Origin of the sequence: Candidatus Binatus sp., assembly GCF_036567905.1 — a bacterium.
In the GTDB taxonomy this organism is placed as follows: domain Bacteria; phylum Desulfobacterota; class Binatia; order Binatales; family Binataceae; genus Binatus.
In genome coordinates this window covers 37,312-55,563 of record NZ_DATCTO010000101.1, presented here as the reverse complement: position 1 = coordinate 55,563, position 18,252 = coordinate 37,312, and the positions used below count along the sequence as shown (strand labels likewise).

General features: G+C 62.2%; 20 protein-coding genes. 19 read left to right on the top strand and 1 reads right to left on the bottom strand.

Features of this window, described 5'->3' with window-relative positions; genetic code table 11:
- Positions 1-583 precede the first annotated feature (583 nt).
- Positions 584-3,451 (top strand): choice-of-anchor D domain-containing protein, encoded by a 2,868-nt coding sequence (locus VIO10_RS15800; protein ID WP_331966490.1) that lies wholly within the window; start codon positions 584-586, stop codon positions 3,449-3,451.
- A 101-nt stretch (positions 3,452-3,552) separates the two neighbouring features.
- Here VIO10_RS15800 and VIO10_RS15795 read toward each other — a convergent pair whose 3' ends face one another.
- The gene (locus tag VIO10_RS15795) at positions 3,553-4,365 is read right to left on the bottom strand and encodes an ABC transporter ATP-binding protein (RefSeq protein ID WP_331966487.1); all 813 of its coding nucleotides are present in this window, start codon (positions 4,363-4,365) and stop codon (positions 3,553-3,555) included.
- A 169-nt stretch (positions 4,366-4,534) separates the two neighbouring features.
- On the opposite strand from VIO10_RS15795, the gene VIO10_RS15790 reads away from it, so the two are divergent.
- From VIO10_RS15790 to VIO10_RS15705, 18 genes are all read left to right on the top strand, one after another.
- Positions 4,535-5,674 carry a phage protease gene (locus VIO10_RS15790; protein WP_331966483.1) on the top strand — a complete coding sequence of 380 codons (1,140 nt, stop codon included), beginning with the start codon at positions 4,535-4,537 and terminating at the stop codon, positions 5,672-5,674.
- Positions 5,675-5,734: 60 nt separating this feature from the next.
- Positions 5,735-6,217: a hypothetical protein gene (locus VIO10_RS15785; RefSeq protein ID WP_331966480.1), complete on the top strand. Its 483-nt coding sequence runs from the start codon at positions 5,735-5,737 to the stop codon at positions 6,215-6,217.
- Positions 6,218-6,258: 41 nt separating this feature from the next.
- Complete coding sequence (locus VIO10_RS15780) at positions 6,259-7,203, top strand: Mu-like prophage major head subunit gpT family protein (protein ID WP_331966477.1); 945 nt, start codon at positions 6,259-6,261, stop codon at positions 7,201-7,203.
- Between the two features lie 168 nt (positions 7,204-7,371).
- Entirely contained in the window at positions 7,372-7,809 is a 438-nt protein-coding gene (locus tag VIO10_RS15775) for a DUF1320 domain-containing protein (RefSeq protein WP_331966474.1), read from the top strand.
- 1 nt (position 7,810) lies between these two features.
- Positions 7,811-8,632: a Gp37 family protein gene (locus VIO10_RS15770; protein ID WP_331966471.1), complete on the top strand. Its 822-nt coding sequence runs from the start codon at positions 7,811-7,813 to the stop codon at positions 8,630-8,632.
- Between the two features lie 84 nt (positions 8,633-8,716).
- Positions 8,717-10,219, top strand: a complete 1,503-nt coding sequence (locus VIO10_RS15765) for a phage tail sheath family protein (protein ID WP_331966468.1) — start codon at positions 8,717-8,719, stop codon at positions 10,217-10,219.
- 25 nt (positions 10,220-10,244) lie between these two features.
- Entirely contained in the window at positions 10,245-10,763 is a 519-nt protein-coding gene (locus VIO10_RS15760) for a phage major tail tube protein (protein WP_331966465.1), read from the top strand.
- A 41-nt stretch (positions 10,764-10,804) separates the two neighbouring features.
- Positions 10,805-11,170, top strand: coding sequence for a hypothetical protein (locus tag VIO10_RS15755; protein ID WP_331966462.1), 366 nt, complete (start codon positions 10,805-10,807; stop codon positions 11,168-11,170).
- Between the two features lie 158 nt (positions 11,171-11,328).
- Complete coding sequence (locus VIO10_RS15750; protein ID WP_349259263.1) at positions 11,329-11,610, top strand: RNA-binding protein; 282 nt, start codon at positions 11,329-11,331, stop codon at positions 11,608-11,610.
- A 452-nt stretch (positions 11,611-12,062) separates the two neighbouring features.
- Positions 12,063-12,755: a hypothetical protein gene (locus tag VIO10_RS15745; protein WP_331966455.1), complete on the top strand. Its 693-nt coding sequence runs from the start codon at positions 12,063-12,065 to the stop codon at positions 12,753-12,755.
- A gap of 11 nt (positions 12,756-12,766) precedes the next feature.
- Positions 12,767-13,354 carry a phage tail protein gene (locus VIO10_RS15740; protein WP_331966452.1) on the top strand — a complete coding sequence of 196 codons (588 nt, stop codon included), beginning with the start codon at positions 12,767-12,769 and terminating at the stop codon, positions 13,352-13,354.
- Entirely contained in the window at positions 13,351-13,593 is a 243-nt protein-coding gene (locus VIO10_RS15735) for a tail protein X (protein ID WP_331966449.1), read from the top strand. Before VIO10_RS15740 ends, VIO10_RS15735 begins: the two co-directional genes overlap by 4 nt.
- 86 nt (positions 13,594-13,679) lie before the next feature.
- Positions 13,680-14,609, top strand: a complete 930-nt coding sequence (locus VIO10_RS15730; protein ID WP_331966446.1) for a hypothetical protein — start codon at positions 13,680-13,682, stop codon at positions 14,607-14,609.
- Positions 14,606-15,298, top strand: a complete 693-nt coding sequence (locus VIO10_RS15725; protein WP_331966443.1) for a phage baseplate assembly protein V — start codon at positions 14,606-14,608, stop codon at positions 15,296-15,298. Before VIO10_RS15730 ends, VIO10_RS15725 begins: the two co-directional genes overlap by 4 nt.
- Before the next feature lie 2 nt (positions 15,299-15,300).
- Positions 15,301-15,717: a GPW/gp25 family protein gene (locus VIO10_RS15720; protein ID WP_331966440.1), complete on the top strand. Its 417-nt coding sequence runs from the start codon at positions 15,301-15,303 to the stop codon at positions 15,715-15,717.
- A gap of 36 nt (positions 15,718-15,753) precedes the next feature.
- Complete coding sequence (locus VIO10_RS15715; RefSeq protein ID WP_331966436.1) at positions 15,754-16,923, top strand: baseplate assembly protein; 1,170 nt, start codon at positions 15,754-15,756, stop codon at positions 16,921-16,923.
- Positions 16,923-17,786: a phage tail protein gene (locus VIO10_RS15710; RefSeq protein ID WP_331966433.1), complete on the top strand. Its 864-nt coding sequence runs from the start codon at positions 16,923-16,925 to the stop codon at positions 17,784-17,786. The genes VIO10_RS15715 and VIO10_RS15710 overlap by 1 nt, the downstream gene beginning before the upstream one ends.
- 1 nt (position 17,787) lies before the next feature.
- The gene (locus tag VIO10_RS15705) at positions 17,788-18,252 is read left to right on the top strand and encodes a hypothetical protein (RefSeq protein WP_331966430.1); all 465 of its coding nucleotides are present in this window, start codon (positions 17,788-17,790) and stop codon (positions 18,250-18,252) included.

Below are 18,252 nucleotides of genomic sequence, written 5' to 3'. Positions count from 1 at the left end.
CGAGATCCTTGGCTGCGCTCAGGATGACTCAAAAAAGCGAGCGGCCGCAGGTGTCATTCTAGAGCGAAGCGAAGAATCCCGGAGCCGGGGTTCCTTCGGCTTCGCTCAGGGCAGGCTCCTCGGCGTCGCTCGGGATGACACAAAGAAAGTCGGTCCTCGATGATCCATGAAAGTTTGCATGCGCGGCAGAACCCTCAGCTATCGGCCGCAAGGCGGCCGGCCTCCTCTCCGGCGTGAAATAAGGGGTGAGGAAATTTCAGAAGGGAATCGAAGTGATGTGGAACGCTACATCCTGACCTGGGCGAAAAATCGGAGGTAAGAGTGGAAAATCGGTGCTTTGGAGCACCTTAATAGCGTTCGACGAAGCATGAAGTGGGGCTGTCGTGTTGATAACTTGTGGATACGCAGTTAACACCCAGTTAACACACAGCCGGACCCCACCTCCTGTCTAACCTCCTCATCACCCAGCATAGCCGGAAGGCGCAGGTCATAGCTGTCGCAAGGAGAGCGCGTGCGCCCTAGTTTGCGGACTGGCGGGACAGTATTGCCGGCGGCTTTTGCGGCCGCACTGTGGCTTGCGACAATGGGCGGGGTTTTGCGCGCGGGAGTCGGCGCGCTGAGCGCGGTCCGTGTGCTGGGGCAAATCGATTTCATCAAGACCGCGGTGAACTTTGTCGATCCGATCGGAATGCACGCGCCGGCGGGAGTGGCGATCGACCAGTCGGCCGGCCACGTGCTGGTGGCGGACACGCAGAACAATCGAGTGCTGGGATGGAAGAGCATCGCGGCGTTTGTATCCGGTGGCGCGGCAGACCTGGTGATGGGGCAGTCTGATTTCAATTCATCGGGATGCAATCAAAGTGCGCCCGCGCCGGACGCGACGCGGCTGTGCCAACCGATCGGAGTCGCGGTTGACGGATCACATAACGTGTATGTCGGCGATACGCTGAACAACCGGGTGTTGGTATTTGCAGATCCGTTTGCGGCGCTTTCCAGTACAAATCAAGCGAACGATTTTGCAGCTTTCGCGGTATTGGGGCAGGCCGGGAGCTTTTTCACGAACGCGAACGGCCTGAGCGCCGACAGTCTAAACGGTCCGCAGGGCGTGGCGGTCGATGCGAACGGCGATCTGTTCGTTGCCGACGCGGGTAATAATCGGGCGCTGGTGTTTTTCTCTCCGATTCCGATGAGCAACGTGAGCGGGCCGCCGGGGAATTTCGGCGACGCGACGGCGGACGTGGCGATTGGACAGCCCAACCTGGTCAGCGGAGCTTGCAACCAGGGCGGTATCGCGACTCTGACGACGCTGTGCATGGCGCGTTCGCTGTTTTTCGGGGTTGGGATTGCGGTCGATGGCAGCGGCAATCTCTACGTCGCCGACACGCAGAACGATCGGGCGCTGGAATACAATGGCCCGTTCGGCTACGGGCAGACCAACAATCAAACAGCCGACCTGGTTTTCGAGGGCAACAACCTGGCGCAACCGTCGGGGGTCGCAGCCGATTCGAACGGGAATTTTTATGTTTCATCGGAGCCTCACAACCAGGTGTACGAGTACACCCAGCCGGTCCTGCTGGACACGGCGGCACTGCTCAACCTGACGATCGGGCCCGGCGCGCAGAATCCAAATGCCGGGACGCTTCAGTTCCCGATGGGGCTGGCGATCGACGCGGCCAACAATCTCTATGTTGCCGACCAGGCGAACAACCGGGTGCTGGAGTTCAATGAGGGCGGTGCGCCGGCCAATAAGAGAGCCAACGGCGCGGGCGGGCAGATCGATCTGTTGCACAACGCGCCGAACCAGGTCGATGCGGCAGGCGAGAGCGCGCCGGGCGGAATCGCGGTGGACGCGTCGTCGGACCCGCCGCATCGCCATCTATACGTCGCCGACAGCGCGAACAATCGCGTGCTCGGATGGAATGACGTGTCGTCGCAGGTCAGTGCGCAGCCGGCGGATATCGTTTTTGGACAGCCCGACCTTTACTCGTACAAGTGCAATGACGGGGTGGCGGGAGGCGACGTTGGCGGGCTCGGCCCGGACAGTCTGTGCGGTCCGGAGCGCATGGCAGTCGATCAAAAGGGAAATCTGTACGTGGCGGATTCGCGCAACAATCGCGTGCTGGTGTACAACACGCCGTTCAACCCGGCCAGCGGCGAGCCGGGCGCGGGCGACGCGTCGGCGGATTTCGTTTACGGGCAGGGCGGGGCCTTCACGACCAGGAACTGCAATCTCAACGGCGCGAGTGCGACGAGCTTGTGCAATCCGGCGGCGGTGGCGCTCGACGGCGCGGGCAATATCTATATTGCGGACGCGTGGAACAATCGCGTGCTCGAGTTCGCGAAGGCCGGCAATCCGCCGGTCGCGTCGGATGCGCTTGCGAATCGGTCCTACGGACAGGGGGCGGTGTCTGATTTTTCCGATACGCAATGCGCCGACGGCGTGGGGCATGATCCGCCGCCAAGCAATCACGGGATGTGCAACCCGGGCGGCGTGGCGCTGGATATGTCGGGGAACCTGTTTATTGCGGACACGAGCAACAACCGGGTGATCGAAATCGACGCGCCGCTTGCGGGTATGCAGAACGCGACGCGGGTGTTCGGTCAGGCGGGCGACTTCACGGCGTCGGGATGCAATCAAGGCGGGTCTTCGGCGCCGGGCGCATCGACATTATGCGCACCGGCGGGATTGATGCTCGACGTGCTCGGCAACCTGTGGGTGGCCGACGTGAGCAACGATCGGGTACTCGAGTACGATGCGCCATTGGGCTCGGACAGCGCGGCGGCGATGGTGATCGGACAGGGCGACGGCGGCAATTTCACGACCGCGGGATGCAATCGGGGAATTGCGCCGGGCGACTTGAACGGAGTTGGCGCGGACAGCCTGTGCTCGCCCGGCGCGGTGGCGGTCGATTCGAATATCGATCTCTACGTGGCGGACACGAGCAACAACCGATCGTTGGTCTATGACGGGATAATCGCGACGCCCACGGCGACTCCGACGCCGACCGCAAGCGCGACCGGCACACCTTCGCCGACCCCGACGGCGACGATGACCACAACTGCGACGGCGACCGCGTCAGCGACGGCAACTGCGACGGCAACTGCGACGCCGTCCGCCACGCCGACGCAGACGCCAGAACCGGGCGGCAAACTGATGCTGAGTCGGCGGTCGATTAAGTTCGGCAAGGTTGCGGTCGGCGGCCAGCCTGCGACGCGCACGCTAAAAATCAAGAATGGCGGGACGGTTACGCTGATGGCCACGGTGCCAAGGTACGGCGCGCCGTTTCCGATGAGCGGAGGACAATTCATGGTCAGTCCGCATGGCTCGACGGCGGTGACGATTCAATTTGTCCCGACCGCGAAGGGCGCCGCGCACGGCATGATCGAGATAACGAGCAGCGACCCGAAGCATCGAACAGTGGAGGTGAAGCTGAGCGGCACGGGAAAGTGAGGAGCGAGCGCGTGCAAGGCGCGCCGCCGCCGCCACATTATTTTGGGCCGGATGACCGATTTCCTTACATTTGACGATTAGCTAGTCGGCGATGACCATTTTCATATTACAATTGCGGAATGGGGGCGCACCGAGAGCGAGTATCTACCGCGCTCACGAGTGAGGCGCACTGGCGCCTGGAACGCGCTGGACAGCGTTGCGGAAGTGAGCACGCGCCCGCGAGGTCCGGCGGCGAGCACGCGACCCGACTTGAGCACGAGTACGTGCGAGAAGATCGCGACGATCTCCTCGACGTGATGGGTGACGAGGACCATCGTGGGCGCGCTGCGGGTGCGGGCGAGGCGCCGCAGGAATTGCAGGAAGTGCTCGCGGGCGACGGGGTCGAGTCCGGCGCACGGTTCGTCGAGGATCATGAGCTTCGGCGAGGCCATCAGGGCGCGGCCAATGAGGACGCGCTGGCGTTCGCCCTGGGAAAGAAATCGCCACGGACGATCGCGGAGCGCGCGGGCCTCGATGCGGCGCAGGATCGCGGTGGCGGCGCGGCGGTCGCCGGGGCGGATCTCGCCCCAGTAGCCAATTTGTGCGTAGCGTCCGCTGACGATGGCTTTGAGAGCCGTTTCGCCGTCGTTGTGTTCCATCATCTGATGCACGCTTGAACTGACCAGTCCGATCCGGGTCCTCAGATCGCGCCAATCAAAGCGCCCGTAAGTCTCGCCGAGCACGCGAATTTCCCCGGCGGTCGGTGGCAGGTATCCGGTCAGCGCGCGGAGCAGGGAAGTTTTACCCGAGCCGTTGGCGCCGAGAATCGCCCAATGCTCGCCGCGTTCGACGCGCCAATCGATGGACTCCAGGATTACGGCCTCGCGCTCGACGCGCAGCGCGGTCACCTCGATCACGGGCGGATGGGACTTCATTGCGAAACAATTTTTAACAGGCCGGCGCGGGTGAACGCGAGCCGAGTGGAATCGGCGACACGGGCGGGCATCGACATTAGCCGCGATAATTTACCCGGTAGCCACGAAAGTTCAGGGCTGAACTGTTCAGCCTTATCCAATTTCGAAACGCGATGCACAATGCGCCTCGATGGAAGACCTCATTACACGCACCGGCGGTGAGCGCGAGACGCGGGCGGGCAAACTGATTCCTTCGTTCGTGATCGATACCGCCGGTGCGCCCGCCTCTGCGCCAGCGCCGGGAGAAAAAGTCACGGCGGCGCCCGAATGGATCGAGCTGCTGCCGGCCGGGGTGTTTTACGGGCGCGACGGACGCGGGCCATTTCGGCTTGACGATCCGGCCGCGGTAATCGAGTCGACAATCGCGTTGCAGATGAATGCGGGCCTGCCGATCGACTACGACCATGCCACGGATTTCGGCGCGCCCGAAGGACGGCCCGCTCCGGCGGCCGGATGGATCCGCGAACTCGAGGTGCGTGGCGGCGCGGTCTGGGGGCGTGTGGAGTGGACGGCGCGGGCGGCGAATTCGATCGTGGCGCGCGAGTACCGGTACGTCTCGCCCGTGTTCCAGTTCGATCCGAAAGACGGCAGCGTGACCCGGCTGTTGCGAGCCGGTCTCACCAACAATCCAAACCTTCACCTGACCGCGATCGCGGCGTCGCGCACGGCGGCCGCAGACGCGAAGGACGAACGCATGGAATTTCCAACTCAAGAATTGCGCGAGCTGCTGAACCTCGATGGCGATGCGACGGTCGCCGAAGTCGTCGCAAGGGTGCGCGAGCTGCGGGCGGCCACAGATGCGGCGGCGCCAACCACCGGCGCGCACGCGCACGACCCGGCGCATTATGTGGCGATAGCGGAGTTCGAGCGGGCGCTTACCGAGCTCAACGCGCTCAAGGCCGAGCGCGCGCGCGAGTGCGCCGCGCATACGGTCGAAGAGGCGATTCGCGCGGGCAAAATCGTGCCGGCGCAGCGCGAGTGGGCGATCGCGTACTGCGCCGCGGACACGCGGGGATTCCAGGCGTTCGCCGCCAAGCAGCCGTCGATCGTCGGCGAGAATCTGGGACTGGCGGGAGAGCCGCCAGCGCAGCAGCGAGCGGGCGGGCTTAATGCGGCGGAGCTCGCCATCTGCTCGCAACTCGGCCTCAAGCATTCGGAGTTTATCCGGCGCAAGCGCGGACGCGCGGACTTCCTGAGCCTCGAACGCGCCGACGCCGATCTCCGAAATGCGGAAATCCGCAGCGCCGGCTTTCGCAGCAACCAAGACTAACTCGCGCCTCGCGCGGCTGCGATAGCGGCCGCGCCGGCGCGCATCAACAAGGGTGAAAAGATGGCGGCTCTAACCAATGCGCGAAACACGCCCGAGATGGCCGATGGCGGCAGGATGCGCGTTTACCCGGTCGAAGCGAATACCAACATCTACCTCGGCGGGATCGTCGCGCTGAACGCGGCGGGCAATGCGGTGCCGGCGTCGGCGACCACCACCGTCGCGAACCCGCTCAAGATCGTTGGGCGCGCCGAATACGTGAGCAACGGAATTCCCGGGCAGAACGCGATTAACAATCCCGGCGCCGCCGGCGCGCTTTCGATCACGGCGCGCAAGGGAGTCTTCCTTTACGCCACCGATGGATCGGTTGGCGCGGCGCAGGTCGGACTAATCTGCTTTGCGCTCGACGACAACAACGTCACGGCAGCCGATCGCGCAAGTGGCGCGACCGTGCAGCAATACGCGGCGGCCGGAATTGTGGTTGCGATCGATCCGAGCGGCCAGGTGTGGGTGGATTTCTGGCATCAGGCGACCGGAGCCGCGTGATGACTGCCTTCACCCGAAAAACGAAGACGAGGAAGAATTAGATGGAAATCAGTGCTGCGAATCTGACCGCATTGTTCACCGGCTTCGACGTCGTCTTCCAGCGCGGGTTCGAGAAGCCGCCGTCATACTACGAACAGATCACCAGCGTGGTGCGTTCGGCGTCGCGCCAGACTACCTATCCGTGGCTCGGCCGCACTACCAAGTTCCGCGAATGGCTGGGCGCTCGCGTTGTGCAGGCGCTCGAAACGCACGAATACACAATAGTCAATCGCAACTTCGAGGATACTGTCGCCATCGATCGCAATGACATCGAGGACGATACCTACGGCGCGTATGAGCCGATCATCGAACAGCTTGGATGGGACACCAAGGTCCATCCGGACATGCTGCTGTTCGCGATGATCAAAGACGCGGTGGCGAATCCAGCCGATGTCGTCGGCTTCGACCAGGTGCCGTTTTTTTCGGCCAGTCATCCGGTCGGCCTGATGGGGCAGAGCGCAGCCACGGCGGCGAATATCAACTCGAGCGGGTCGGGCGCGTACTGGTTCCTGATCGACGCGTCACGCGTGATTCGCCCATTCATCTTTCAGTTGCGGCGCGAATACGCAGTGACGCGAATGAATACCGTCACCGACGAGGCGGTGTTCAACCGGCGCGAGTTCCGTTACGGCGTGGACGGGCGGGCCAACACCGGCGTCGGGCTTTGGCAGTTGGCATACGCCAGCAACACGGACCTGAGCAATCCGGCCAACTACGCAGCCGCGCGTGCCGCGATGAGAGCGTTCAAAACCGATGCGGGGCAGCCGTTTGGCGCGCTGTCGAGCAGCAGCGGCGCGTATCTGCTGGTGCCGCCGACGCTCGAAGAAGTCGCGCGTCAATTGCTGAACTCCGAGTTCATGGCCGGCGCCGGCGCGAGCGCGAGCGTCGCGACCTCGAATATCTGGCGCAACAGCGCCGACCTTATAGTCAGTGAGTTCCTGGCGTAAGGACCCTGAGATGAAACCAGTCTCCCTGAACCGGCGTACCGCGGGTCCCCCTCCCGCCCGCGGCGCCGGAGCGCGTGCCCACTCTCCGCGGGCGCAGGCCAGTTGCCTGACGCCCGCGGAGAGGCCTGTCGGGGCAATAGTCAGTTGCGATGCGATGAGGTTACGACAGTGAGTTACGCGACCGCGCAAGATGTGATCAACCGATACCCTAATCGAGACCTTGTTCAACTGACTAATGAGGACCCGGCCGCGACCACGGTGAATGACACACCGATCACCCAGGATCTGGCCGACGCGTCCGCGGAAATCGACGGATATATCGAAGGGCGCTTCACCCTGCCGCTGACCGATCCCCCGGCGGTGCTCAACCGTCTCGCCACCGATATCGCGATGTACCGGCTGCAATCGCTGCGGCCGTTGCACGACCTTGAAGACGCGCGCAAGCGTTATGAAGACGCGGTCGCGATGCTCACGAAAGTCGCGGACGGCGAGCTCACGCTCGGTCTATCCGCCGACAACCAGGAACCTCCCGTGGCGGCGGGCGCGGTGGAAACCGTGCAGGCGCCGGATCGCGTTTTCAACCGCGGCAAATTGAAGGGCTACTGAGATGGGCGTCATGCTCGACGCGCCGTGCAACGGCGTGGTCTTCACCCCGCCGACGGCGATCGACATCGCGACGATCGAAGAAGCGATCGTCAATCAGCTGCGTTCGCAAATCAACTCGATCGAAATCGCGCACTATCCGGATCGGCCCGAGACCTGGCGCCTGACCCATCGCGTGGGCGCGGCGTTGGTGATGTACAAGGGCGCGCACTACGGCGAGATGCTCGACACCGCGGCGATAATCCAGGAACGCAAACTCGAGTTCGAGGTCACGGTAATGATGCGCGACCTCGGATGGGCGGTCGGTGGTGACCCGTCGGGGCCGAGTCCCGGCGCGTACGCGATTATCGAGGGCATTCGCACCGCGCTGACCGGATATCGGATTCCGGGCTGCCGCCGGATGTACCCGGTGAGTGAAAAATTCGTAAAGCGCGACAAGCAGGGCGGCGTATGGACGTACGCATCGACGTTCGCTCTCAGCACCGTGGCGGTCGAAGCCTCGGAGCCGGACGGGTTCCCGCTCTTCATCAAGGGCATCGCGCTGGAAGAAGGCGGACAGACTTCCATCACGGTAGGCGCGGCGGCGTACACGTTCAATTCGAACCTGCAGGTTCAGCTTCCCCAGGGCAACGTGTTTGCCGTGAGCATCACGGATCCCGGCGGCGCAGTGCTGATCCAGGGCGCGGATTTCTCGGTCGATCGCGCCGGCGGAATCGTCACCGCGATCCCGGGCGGCGCAATTTCCGCTGGCGAGACGGTGCAGATCGCATACGCATACGCCGAACAGGTTATTGCGACAGCGGGCCAGAGCGAGCCGACTAACTAGGCCGGAACCAATAGTAATTCGATTCAACTGAGTAACAGGTGACACATGCCAGCGAGTTTCTTACACGGAGTTGAGGTAATCGAGGTGCCTAACGGGCCGGTCCCGGTCACGGTCGTCAAGTCTGCCGTGATTGGACTGGTGGGGACGGCGCCGTCATGGGCGGTGCGATCGCCGTCGGTCGCGCCGGCGCCCAACGCGCCGGCGCTGGTCTCGTCAGCGCGCGACGCTGCAAACTTCGGACCGGTGGTTCGCGGGTACTCGATTCCGTATGCGCTCGCGGCGATCCAGGCGCAGGGAGCGGGACAGGCGATCGTCGTCAACGTCTTCGATCCCGCAATACATCTCACGGCGATAGCCGCGACCGCATTCAGCTTCAACCCGCAGGGAGCTATCAACCTCGGCCACATGGGCGTGTCGAACGTGGTAATCACTAGTAATCCTGCCGCTACTACCTATGTCGCGGACACTGACTATACGCTCGACGCGGTGAATGGCGCGATTGCGATCGTGCCCACGGGATCGGGGGGACATATTACCGCCGGCGCCAGCGTGTTGATCGCATTCGACTATGCGGATCCGTCGAAGGTCGAGGACGCCGACGTGATTGGGGGATTCACAAGCGGCGTGTACACGGGGATTCAGGCATTTCAGACGACCTACGGGACGATGGGATTCTTTCCCAAGATTTTGATTGCGCCGGGTTACTCACAGGACGCCGCGGTTGCGACTGCAATCGATGCCATGGCGACCAAGATTCGCGCGATGGCGCTGGTCGATTCGCCGCCTTCGACCGAGGTGGCGGCCGCGATAGCCAATCGCGGCGTCGTGGGCAATCCCTTCGCAGCGTCGAGCAACCGAACAGTGCTCTGCTATCCGCAGGAAACGTTCTACGACACGGGAATCGTGCCGACTGGCGTCACGCTCAGCGCTTCAGGGACGCCGCTTACCTCGCAATTCAACGCGAACTCGGTCAGGCCGTATTCACAGTGGGTGGCCGGAGCGATCGCGGCCAAAGACCTGGCGCAGGGTTACTGGTGGTCGCCATCCAACACGCCGGTCACTGGAATGCTCGGGCCCGACGTTACGCTCTACGCATCTATTCTCGACGCGTCGTCCGACACCAACAATCTCAATGCGGCGGGAATCGTCACGGTGTTCAACACATTCGGCACCGGACTTCGGGTGTGGGGCAATCGGAGCGCGGCCTACCCGGCGTCAAGCGCGCCCGACAATTTAATTTCGGTACGCCGCACGATGGACGTAATCGAAGAATCGCTCGAGCTCGCGATGCTCCAGTTTATCGACCAGCCGATTTCGAACGCGCTGATCGACGCGATCCTCGCCAGCGCGAACGCGTTCATCAGGTCGCTTATCCAGCGCGGCGCACTGGTAGCCGGCGCGGCGAGCTTCGACCCGGCGGAAAATCCGGCCACGCAGGTCGCCGCCGGCCAGCTGGTCTTTGACATCGACGTAATGCCCCCGCCACCCGCGGAAAGAATCAGCTTTGAGGCATTCATAGACGTGACGTTGCTGCAGCAACTCGGACAGACGAGTCCGATAACTGCGGCGGCGGGAGCGACGTCGTAACTCGCGCGGAACCCAGGGGAACAGGATGAATATCCAGATCAACTCACTGACTAACGCAAATATATACATCGACGGCGTCGGCCTGCTCGGCCGCGCCGAAGAGATCGAGATCGCCAATCCAAAGCACAAGATGATTGACTACAAGGGCCTGGGGATGGCCGGAACGGCTGAGCTGTGGGCGGGCGTGGACAAACTCGAGTCAAAAATCAAGTGGACCTCGTTCGACGCGGGTACGCTTACGATGTCAACCAGTCCGTTCCTGACCCATTCCTTCCAGGCGCGCGGAAATCTGGAACAGTACACCAGTCAGGGCCGAAGCGCGCAGCTCCCGGTCGTGTACCTGATGACGGGAATCTTCAAGGACGCCGGAAGTCCCACCTTCCGCCAGCATAAAATGGTTGAAACCACGTCGGTCATAAGTATCTATCACTGTGAGTTATACGTGGCGGGAGTCCAAATCTACTTGTACGACGTATTCGCCAATATCTACGTGGTTGGCGGCGTCGACCAACTGAGTACTTTCCGCTCAAATCTCGGCGGCTGACCGGGTATGGCATTGAAACCGAAAGACAGGGGCGATGACTAATGAAGACCGATGAAATTACGGTGAATGGAGTCCGCATCGGTGGCGCGGAACCGAAGGAGGACGAAGACGCCCAGCTCATCGACCTACCCTCGGGCGCGCGTGCCGAGGTGCGCAAAGGTCATGGACGGGATTTGATGCGGGCGCAACGGGCGGCGGCGGGTGGCGACGCAAGCGCGGTGATATTTGCGCTAATCGCGGAACTGACGCGCGTGGACGGGCGCAAAATCGTATACGAGGACGTGCTCGAGATGGATCTTGCCGACGTGATGGCGCTGCAGGCCGAGGTGATTGGCGAAAATTTCGACCGCCCTCCGCAGCGAGCTTCGCAGGCCTCGTTCAATCCGGATTCTCAGTCCAGGAGTTGAGCGGGATGGACTTTGCGGAGCTGTCGTACTGGCTCGACGCGATGACGGATTATGAACGGATGCGCGTCGAACGCGGCGGAGGGAGCGAATCATGAGTAGTAATTGCAGTGACTATGGCGCAATGCGTGAAGTAACTAATCAAGCGAGACGGTGAGATGATGGGAGTGAGACTATTCGTAGGGAACCTGAGTTTTTCGCTGGGCGACGGCGATTTGCGTGCGGCATTTGCCGAGAGCGGCGCAGTGGAACGAGCCGAGATCGTGCGTGACCGATTCGACGGACGCTCGCGCGGGTTCGGATTTGTCGAGATGACGAATGAAGACGACGCTGCGGTCGCGCTCCGGGCGATGAACGGCAAGGAACTCGCAGGACGTCCGTTGCGAGTCGAGGCCGCGACCTCGCAGCGCCGCCCATTCGAACGTAATCTCGCGCGAGCTTAGTTGAACCCCGCAATCGCGGCATCAGAGCGAATCATTAGATGGCGAGGCAATCCAGGACAATCGGCATGCCGACGGAGATTAGCGGATCGAAGGCGGCGCGCGCGCTCAGCCACCTTGACCGGCTGGCCGGCTTCGTACGAGAAGGCGCGCGGGTAGCGCGGGCTGCCGCGAGCATCGCGACGGCCGCAGGTTATCGCTGGCAACTTCCCGCGCATGCTTCCTTCCCGAACTACGATCATCCTTCGGAAACGGGATCTCTCACGAACGAAGAAACTCATAGCGATGGCTCTCAGAGCCGAGTGGACGACGGTGCAGGTCGAAGTGGAAGAAACGGTGGGAAAAAGACTGGGAGCGCCGCGCAATTGATTCGGACGTTCACCACGGGCGCCGAGGCGCTGAAGACGACTGCGCGAGTAAGTCACAGCATCGGGGGAAACGGGGCGGCAACTTCGATGGCGCGCCTGAAGGATTCGGATGGCGCGATCGATGGAGAGTCAAGAGGAACGAGTGGCGGTCATGCGAATGCGTGGCATCGCACGACGGTAAGGGTCGACGCCGGCGGCCGCTTGTTTCGGGAAATTCGGGAAATGTCTCTCGCGAGGGATGCTTTGTCACGGGTTGAACGCGCAGTTGAATCGGGAACCGTAGCCTGGGCGATTTCCATCGCGGGCCGACGCGGGACGGAATCCGGATTGAAAAGTTCGAGCGATTTCGCCGAGCAGACGCACCACGCCAACGAAGTTGCCCAGACGATGGTTGTCGCGAATACGGAATCGTTGCCGAGATCAGATGCAGGGCGGGGTTCGAGTCGATCGCGGGGAAGTCTCGAAGCGGAGCGAATGGCGTTCGCTGGGACAGGCTTCCTCGCGAGCGCACGCATGGCTTCATCGATTCGCGCAGTGATTCCGCCCGCAAATCTTTCGCAGCGCGAGTTCGCGGAACCATCGGGCAACGCTCGCGGTCCGAATAACCGCAGCATGCGCACTAGGATCACCATCAACTCGTCGCCGACGGTCGTGATCAACGCGCCGGCGGCGGGTGGCAATGTAGAGCGTGATGCGATTGGCGCACTGCGGGCGCATCGCGAGGAATTGTTCAATCAATTGAAGCGAGAATCAGCGCGGCGCGAGCGCGCGCAGTTCTGAGGAGCGATTACTTGTTCGCAGCATTGGGCGATATTCAGTTCGAGGTGGTTGGCTCTCCGGAAGGCTACGAATCGGCAGGGGCATACGATTTCGCCGAGCAGCGAGTGATTGAAAGCAAACCGCGGCTGCAATGGGTCGGCGACGATCTCGAGCGGCTCAAGTTCGAGCTGATGTGGCACTCGTCATTCACGAATCCCGCCGTGCAGCTGGCGCTATTGCGCGCGACAGCTGCGCAGCATCTCGCGCTGCCGCTGGTATTTGGCAATGGAGGATTCCGCGGGTTCTTTGTGATCGAATCGATCAAAATGAAATCGCAGCAACTGTCGGCGGGCGGTGCGCCGATAGCCATCAGGGTCGCACTCGCACTCAAAGAATGGATAGCTGATCCGCAACTTGCTTCCGGCGCGCTGCCCATTGCGACATTTTCTCCGCTAGGAATAACGACGGCGTCGACCGGAATTGCCGGCAGTGCTTCGGACGGATCCACGCCAGGCGTTTCGGCGTTGCTCAGTATCCCGTCCGCGACCGGCACAAGCGGCCCCAATCTTGAAGCGGACGACGTGCCCGCCGCAGTCATCGTGAGGAGCGCCGCGCGATGACTCCGTCTGGACAGTTCATACTTCACACTACGACGGCCGGTGAACGCTGGGACCTGTTAGCCTGGCAATACTATGGCGATCCGACTGACTATTCTCCGATCATAATGGCTAATCCGAGTGTACCGATTGAGCCGGTGTTCGATGCCGGAATATCGATCGCCGTGCCGATTCTGCAAAAGAGCGCGGTGGTCACGGCCGACTTGCCGCCCTGGAAAATGTCTCAGACGGCGAGTGCATGATGGCTGCGACGCCGTCGTATTCAGTTCATTCGCCGCAGTGGATACTCAGTTATTCTGGCGTGGATATTACCGCTGATGTATCGCAAATGGTTCTTGCGATCAGATATGTCGATCAACTCGATGGCGCTTCGGGCGACCTGGAAGTGGAGCTTGAGAATTCCACGAAGCGATGGCAAGGATCCTGGTATCCGGCTCTTGGCGACATAGTCAGTCTGCAAATTGGCTATAGCGGCGAGGCCCTGCTGGATTGCGGCGATTTTCAGATCGACGAGCTGGAATTGGATGGTCCGCCCGACGTGATGAGACTCCGCTGCCTCGCCGCATACATCACACCGGCGATGCGCACGGCGAATACCGCGGCGTACGAGAACATGGGCATCCTGGAAATAGCGGCGTTAATCGCGGCTAAGTATGGGCTGGTAATGGTGGCGGCGTCATCCGAGTCCGAGAGCGATGTCGTGTTTGCCCGCGTCACTCAACGGCGCCAGACGGATTTGGAATTTCTGAAACGGCTGGCGCGAGAGCACAACTTCGATTTCACAGTGCGGGGAGGGCAGTTGGTCTTTTACGCGCGACCGGTGCTCGAGTCCGCACCTGCAGTGGTGACTATAACGAGATCAGATGCGGTTCGATTCGCATTTCGGAACCGGGCGCGCCGAACCTACGATGGTGCGGAATTCTCATACTTCGATCCTGACACGAAAAAACTGATTACCCAGTCGGTGTCCGCGGAGCCGCCTTCTCCGACGGGAGACACGCTCAAGATCGTCGCGCGCTGTGAGAACGCGCAGCAAGCGCTGGTGAAGGCCGAAGCCGCGCTTCATTTGCACAACATGGTGTTCGTGGACGCATCGATTGAGGGACCAGGGACCACGGTGCTGGTGGCGGGAAACAATGTACAGCTCAGCGGATGGGGCGCGCTGGATGGAACATACTTAATCGAGACGGCGCAGCATCATTTGGCGCGAGCAACAGGCTACTCAACATCAATTGCAGCACGGCGGATCAATGCATGAACGACATAATTGAATACCGTGAGCGATTTGCCGCGCTGAATCCCGGTCTCCGGGTCGGGATCGTGCAGCAGCAGGACACGGCGCGCGCGAAGGTGCGGGTGGTGTTTCCGGATTACGACGAAGTGATCAGCTGGTGGCTGCCAGTAGTTTTTCCCAAGACGCAGAACGACAAGGCGTATTGGATTCCGGACATCGGCGAACAGGTCGTATGCCTGATGGATCTGCGCGATGAAGCAGGCGCGGTGCTGGGCGCGATTTATTCAGACGCAGACGTGGCGCCGGTGAATAGCGCCGATAAGTTTCATCTTGCGTTCCAGGACGGCACGAGCATCGATTACGATCGCGTCGCGCACATCCTCGCTCTCCTTTTCCAGGACACCACGGAAATCAAGTACGACGCTCACGCTCATCTGCTCGATCTGAAGTTCCAGGACCAGGGCGAGGTCAAATACGACGGCACCGAGCACATTCTGAGCGTGAGCCTTCCCCAAGGTGCGGCGTTCAATGTTACGGCGAACGGCGCGCAGATTCAGATCGACTCGATCGGCAACGTCATCATCAGGGCGGCCGGACAGGTGCAGCTAGGAACCGGCCCGTTGGCAGGCGTCGCGCGGCTCGGCGATAGAGTTCAAGTGGGCGAGACGACGGGTACGATCGTGACGGCGAGCACCGACGTGTTGGCGGGATGACGATGCCGGCGGGCGCAATCACACTGGCGGATATCACCTCGGCTGACTGGTCACTGGCTCTGGGAGCCATCGGTGAGGTCATGCAGGGAATCGCCGACGTCGCGCAATGCCTTGGGATAATCGTAACGACACCACAAGGAAGCGATCCGCTGCGGCCGACTTTTGGCGCAAATATCTGGCGGTACATCGATTTTCCGATCAACCTGGCGTTACCCGCAATTGTGAGCGAACTGACATCGGCAATCACGACCTGGGAGCCGCGGGTAAATCTTGTTTCGGTGACGGCGCAACCCGTCAATGACGGGAGCGCGCAGTCGGGCGCGCATCTCGAGGTGACGCTCAACTGGCAGCTCAAGCTGGGCGCCAATCCGGCTCCGGTTCAGACCACGACCGTGACAGTCCCGGGAGCGACGGTCTAGTGCGGGCCGCGCCGACGGCGATGAAAGGATGAGTTGATGAGTGCAGGAGTTCCATCGCTGCCGCCGCCGGTGTTCGTCAACGATGCGGACGGGCTCGATCCAAACCTGATCCTCGCCGACATGATTGCCGAGTTCGAGGCAGCCGCGGGCCGAAAGCTTTACCCGGCGCAGGTCGAGCGCCTGTTGATCAACCTGTATGCGTACCGCGAATCGCTGGTGCGCAATGCGATCCAGTATGCAGCGCAGCAGAATCTGCTTGCCTTCGCGTCGTTTCCGATGCTCGATTATCTCGGTCAACTGCTAGGCGTCACCCGACTGGCGTCGCAGCCCGCGGTGACGACGCTCCAATTCACGCTGGCCGGCGCGCTGACGGTGCCTTTCACGATCGCCGCGGGAACGCTGGCCGGCACGAACGACGGGGAGTTTGCCTTCGCGACCAGCGCGACGATCACCATTGCGGCCGGCGCAACCACTGGCAGTGTCGCCGCCGCGGCGACAACTCCAGGAGCGGCTGCGAATGGATATATGGCGGGGCAGGTCAACGTCCAGCTCAATCCGAATGCGTTGATCGCGAGCGTGACCAACACGAGCACGACCACGGGTGGATCCGTCCCGGAAACGGACGATCACCTGCGCACGCGCATTCAGGCCGCGCCAAATCAGTTCAGCGTCGCGGGTCCGATCGGAGCGTACCGGTTTTTTGCGATCGGCACCGATCCGTCGATCATCGACGCGCAAATTGTCAGTCCTTCCCCCGGATCGGTCAACGCGTACGTGCTGACCGGACCGATTACAGTGCAGCCGGCGGCGGCGCCAAATAGTGCGGGAGTCGCGAACTCCGCGCTGCTTGCGAAAGTGTCGGCGGCGCTGAACGCGGACACTGTGCGTCCGCTCACCGACACGGTCAACGCGCTCGCGGTGACCGAGGTGGACTACCAGATCACCGCGACTGTGACGCTCTACTCGGATGCGGACCCGACCGCGACGATTAGCGCGGCGACCGTCGCCGCGCAGGAGTTGGCGCTGGAGCTTGCAGCCAAGATTCAGCGCGACATCGTGCCGAGCCAGATAATTGCGGCGCTGTCGGTCGCGGGTGTCTATGGCGTGACGCTCACGGCGCCGGTGCTGACCACGCTTACGGCCGGGCAGTGGGCGAACTGTACGCTGATCTCGCTGACGACGGCGTTCAGCACGGAGCACAGCTGATGCCCGAGCTTTCGGCCGCGCCGTCGATCAACGATACGCGCACGCAGGCGTTGCTGGTGCTGATCGGGCGGCTCGCGGCGCTCGATCTCACGACGCTGCTGGTCTACCGAATCGACTCGGTGGTGGAAAGCGCGCTGCCGTTTCTGGCGTGGCAATTCGACATCTTGTCGCCGCTGTGGCAATTGATCGCGCCGGTGTCGCTCGGGGTCGACGCGCTTACGAGCATCGATTTGCTGATCGACGTGGACAATCTGATCGAATCCGGCGGCATGGTTTCGGAGCAGACGCTGACGGAGGCGGCAGAGCGCGAACTGCTCATGAGCGCCATCCCGTTGCATCGATTTCGCGGTACGCCATGGGCGATCAAGCAGGCGCTCGCGTCGCTGGGTTGGACGCAGGTCACTCTGCTCGAAGGCCAGTCGACCTGGGGCGGCGATGCGTATCCGCCGAACCAGGGATGGGCGGTATTCCGTGTCATGATCAATCTCGCGGCCGGGCAGGGTGTTCCAAGCGGCGCGGCATCCACCGCAGCGGCAGCGGTTGATTTCTTCAAGCCGGCGCGCGCGTGGATGGACTCGATATGGTTTGTGGCGCCGCCGACTTCCGACCCGGGGCCGCCGCCGTCAGACAATTTGACACTCGGCGGGATTGTTCAGTACCAGATCGACGCGGCGCCCGGGCCCAATGACGACGCGCTGAAGCTCGCGATTGGGACCGCGCCAATGGCCGATGCGTACGGTCCGATTGTCCCCACTTACGACGCTCACTATCTGCACAGCGGAATTACTTACGGCGCCAACGAGCCCGCGGTTGCAGATTCGGCGCTGGTCGTCAACGGCGCAGCCGTTTTGCACGGAGGTTGAAATGAGAAGGCCGATTGGAATCGTGCGAATCCGTCTTGTACAGCAAGGGCGTATCGTGTGGAAATACGCGGGCCGCAATCTTTTCGTGAACGCCGGGCTGCCTGCCCTTGCGGCGCTGCTCGGAGGCGATACCAGCGGCGAATTCGCGGCGGCGGTGGGATTCGGCTCGGGATCGAACGCACCGGCGGTGACCGACAGCGCGCTGACCGCCCGCGCGTATTACAAAGCGCTCGACAGTCACAGCGAGGACGGCAACGGCAGCGTGACCTTCAACTGGTCGCTGACGACGGCGGACACCGGCGCGGATGGGATAACCATTCAGGAGCTGGCGATCTTCGCCAATCATGCCGGCGCGGGACTGCCCGGAACGACCGCGCCGACTCCGATGCTCGCGCGCAAGACGATAGCACCGATAGTCTTTGGCGCGGGAATGAGTATCAGCGGTACGTGGACGCTTACCTTCTGA

Coding starts and splice junctions, on each gene's coding strand:
- VIO10_RS15760 (WP_331966465.1), top strand. CDS start 10,245: ATGAATATCCAGATCAACTCACTGACTAACGCAAATATATACATCGAC.
- VIO10_RS15780 (WP_331966477.1), top strand. CDS start 6,259: ATGGAAATCAGTGCTGCGAATCTGACCGCATTGTTCACCGGCTTCGAC.
- VIO10_RS15720 (WP_331966440.1), top strand. CDS start 15,301: ATGCCGGCGGGCGCAATCACACTGGCGGATATCACCTCGGCTGACTGG.
- VIO10_RS15795 (WP_331966487.1), bottom strand. CDS start 4,365: ATGAAGTCCCATCCGCCCGTGATCGAGGTGACCGCGCTGCGCGTCGAG.
- VIO10_RS15710 (WP_331966433.1), top strand. CDS start 16,923: ATGCCCGAGCTTTCGGCCGCGCCGTCGATCAACGATACGCGCACGCAG.
- VIO10_RS15725 (WP_331966443.1), top strand. CDS start 14,606: ATGAACGACATAATTGAATACCGTGAGCGATTTGCCGCGCTGAATCCC.
- VIO10_RS15730 (WP_331966446.1), top strand. CDS start 13,680: ATGGTTCTTGCGATCAGATATGTCGATCAACTCGATGGCGCTTCGGGC.
- VIO10_RS15705 (WP_331966430.1), top strand. CDS start 17,788: ATGAGAAGGCCGATTGGAATCGTGCGAATCCGTCTTGTACAGCAAGGG.
- VIO10_RS15770 (WP_331966471.1), top strand. CDS start 7,811: ATGGGCGTCATGCTCGACGCGCCGTGCAACGGCGTGGTCTTCACCCCG.
- VIO10_RS15755 (WP_331966462.1), top strand. CDS start 10,805: ATGAAGACCGATGAAATTACGGTGAATGGAGTCCGCATCGGTGGCGCG.
- VIO10_RS15785 (WP_331966480.1), top strand. CDS start 5,735: ATGGCGGCTCTAACCAATGCGCGAAACACGCCCGAGATGGCCGATGGC.
- VIO10_RS15745 (WP_331966455.1), top strand. CDS start 12,063: ATGGCGCGCCTGAAGGATTCGGATGGCGCGATCGATGGAGAGTCAAGA.
- VIO10_RS15800 (WP_331966490.1), top strand. CDS start 584: ATGGGCGGGGTTTTGCGCGCGGGAGTCGGCGCGCTGAGCGCGGTCCGT.
- VIO10_RS15790 (WP_331966483.1), top strand. CDS start 4,535: ATGGAAGACCTCATTACACGCACCGGCGGTGAGCGCGAGACGCGGGCG.
- VIO10_RS15715 (WP_331966436.1), top strand. CDS start 15,754: ATGAGTGCAGGAGTTCCATCGCTGCCGCCGCCGGTGTTCGTCAACGAT.
- VIO10_RS15735 (WP_331966449.1), top strand. CDS start 13,351: ATGACTCCGTCTGGACAGTTCATACTTCACACTACGACGGCCGGTGAA.
- VIO10_RS15750 (WP_349259263.1), top strand. CDS start 11,329: ATGGGAGTGAGACTATTCGTAGGGAACCTGAGTTTTTCGCTGGGCGAC.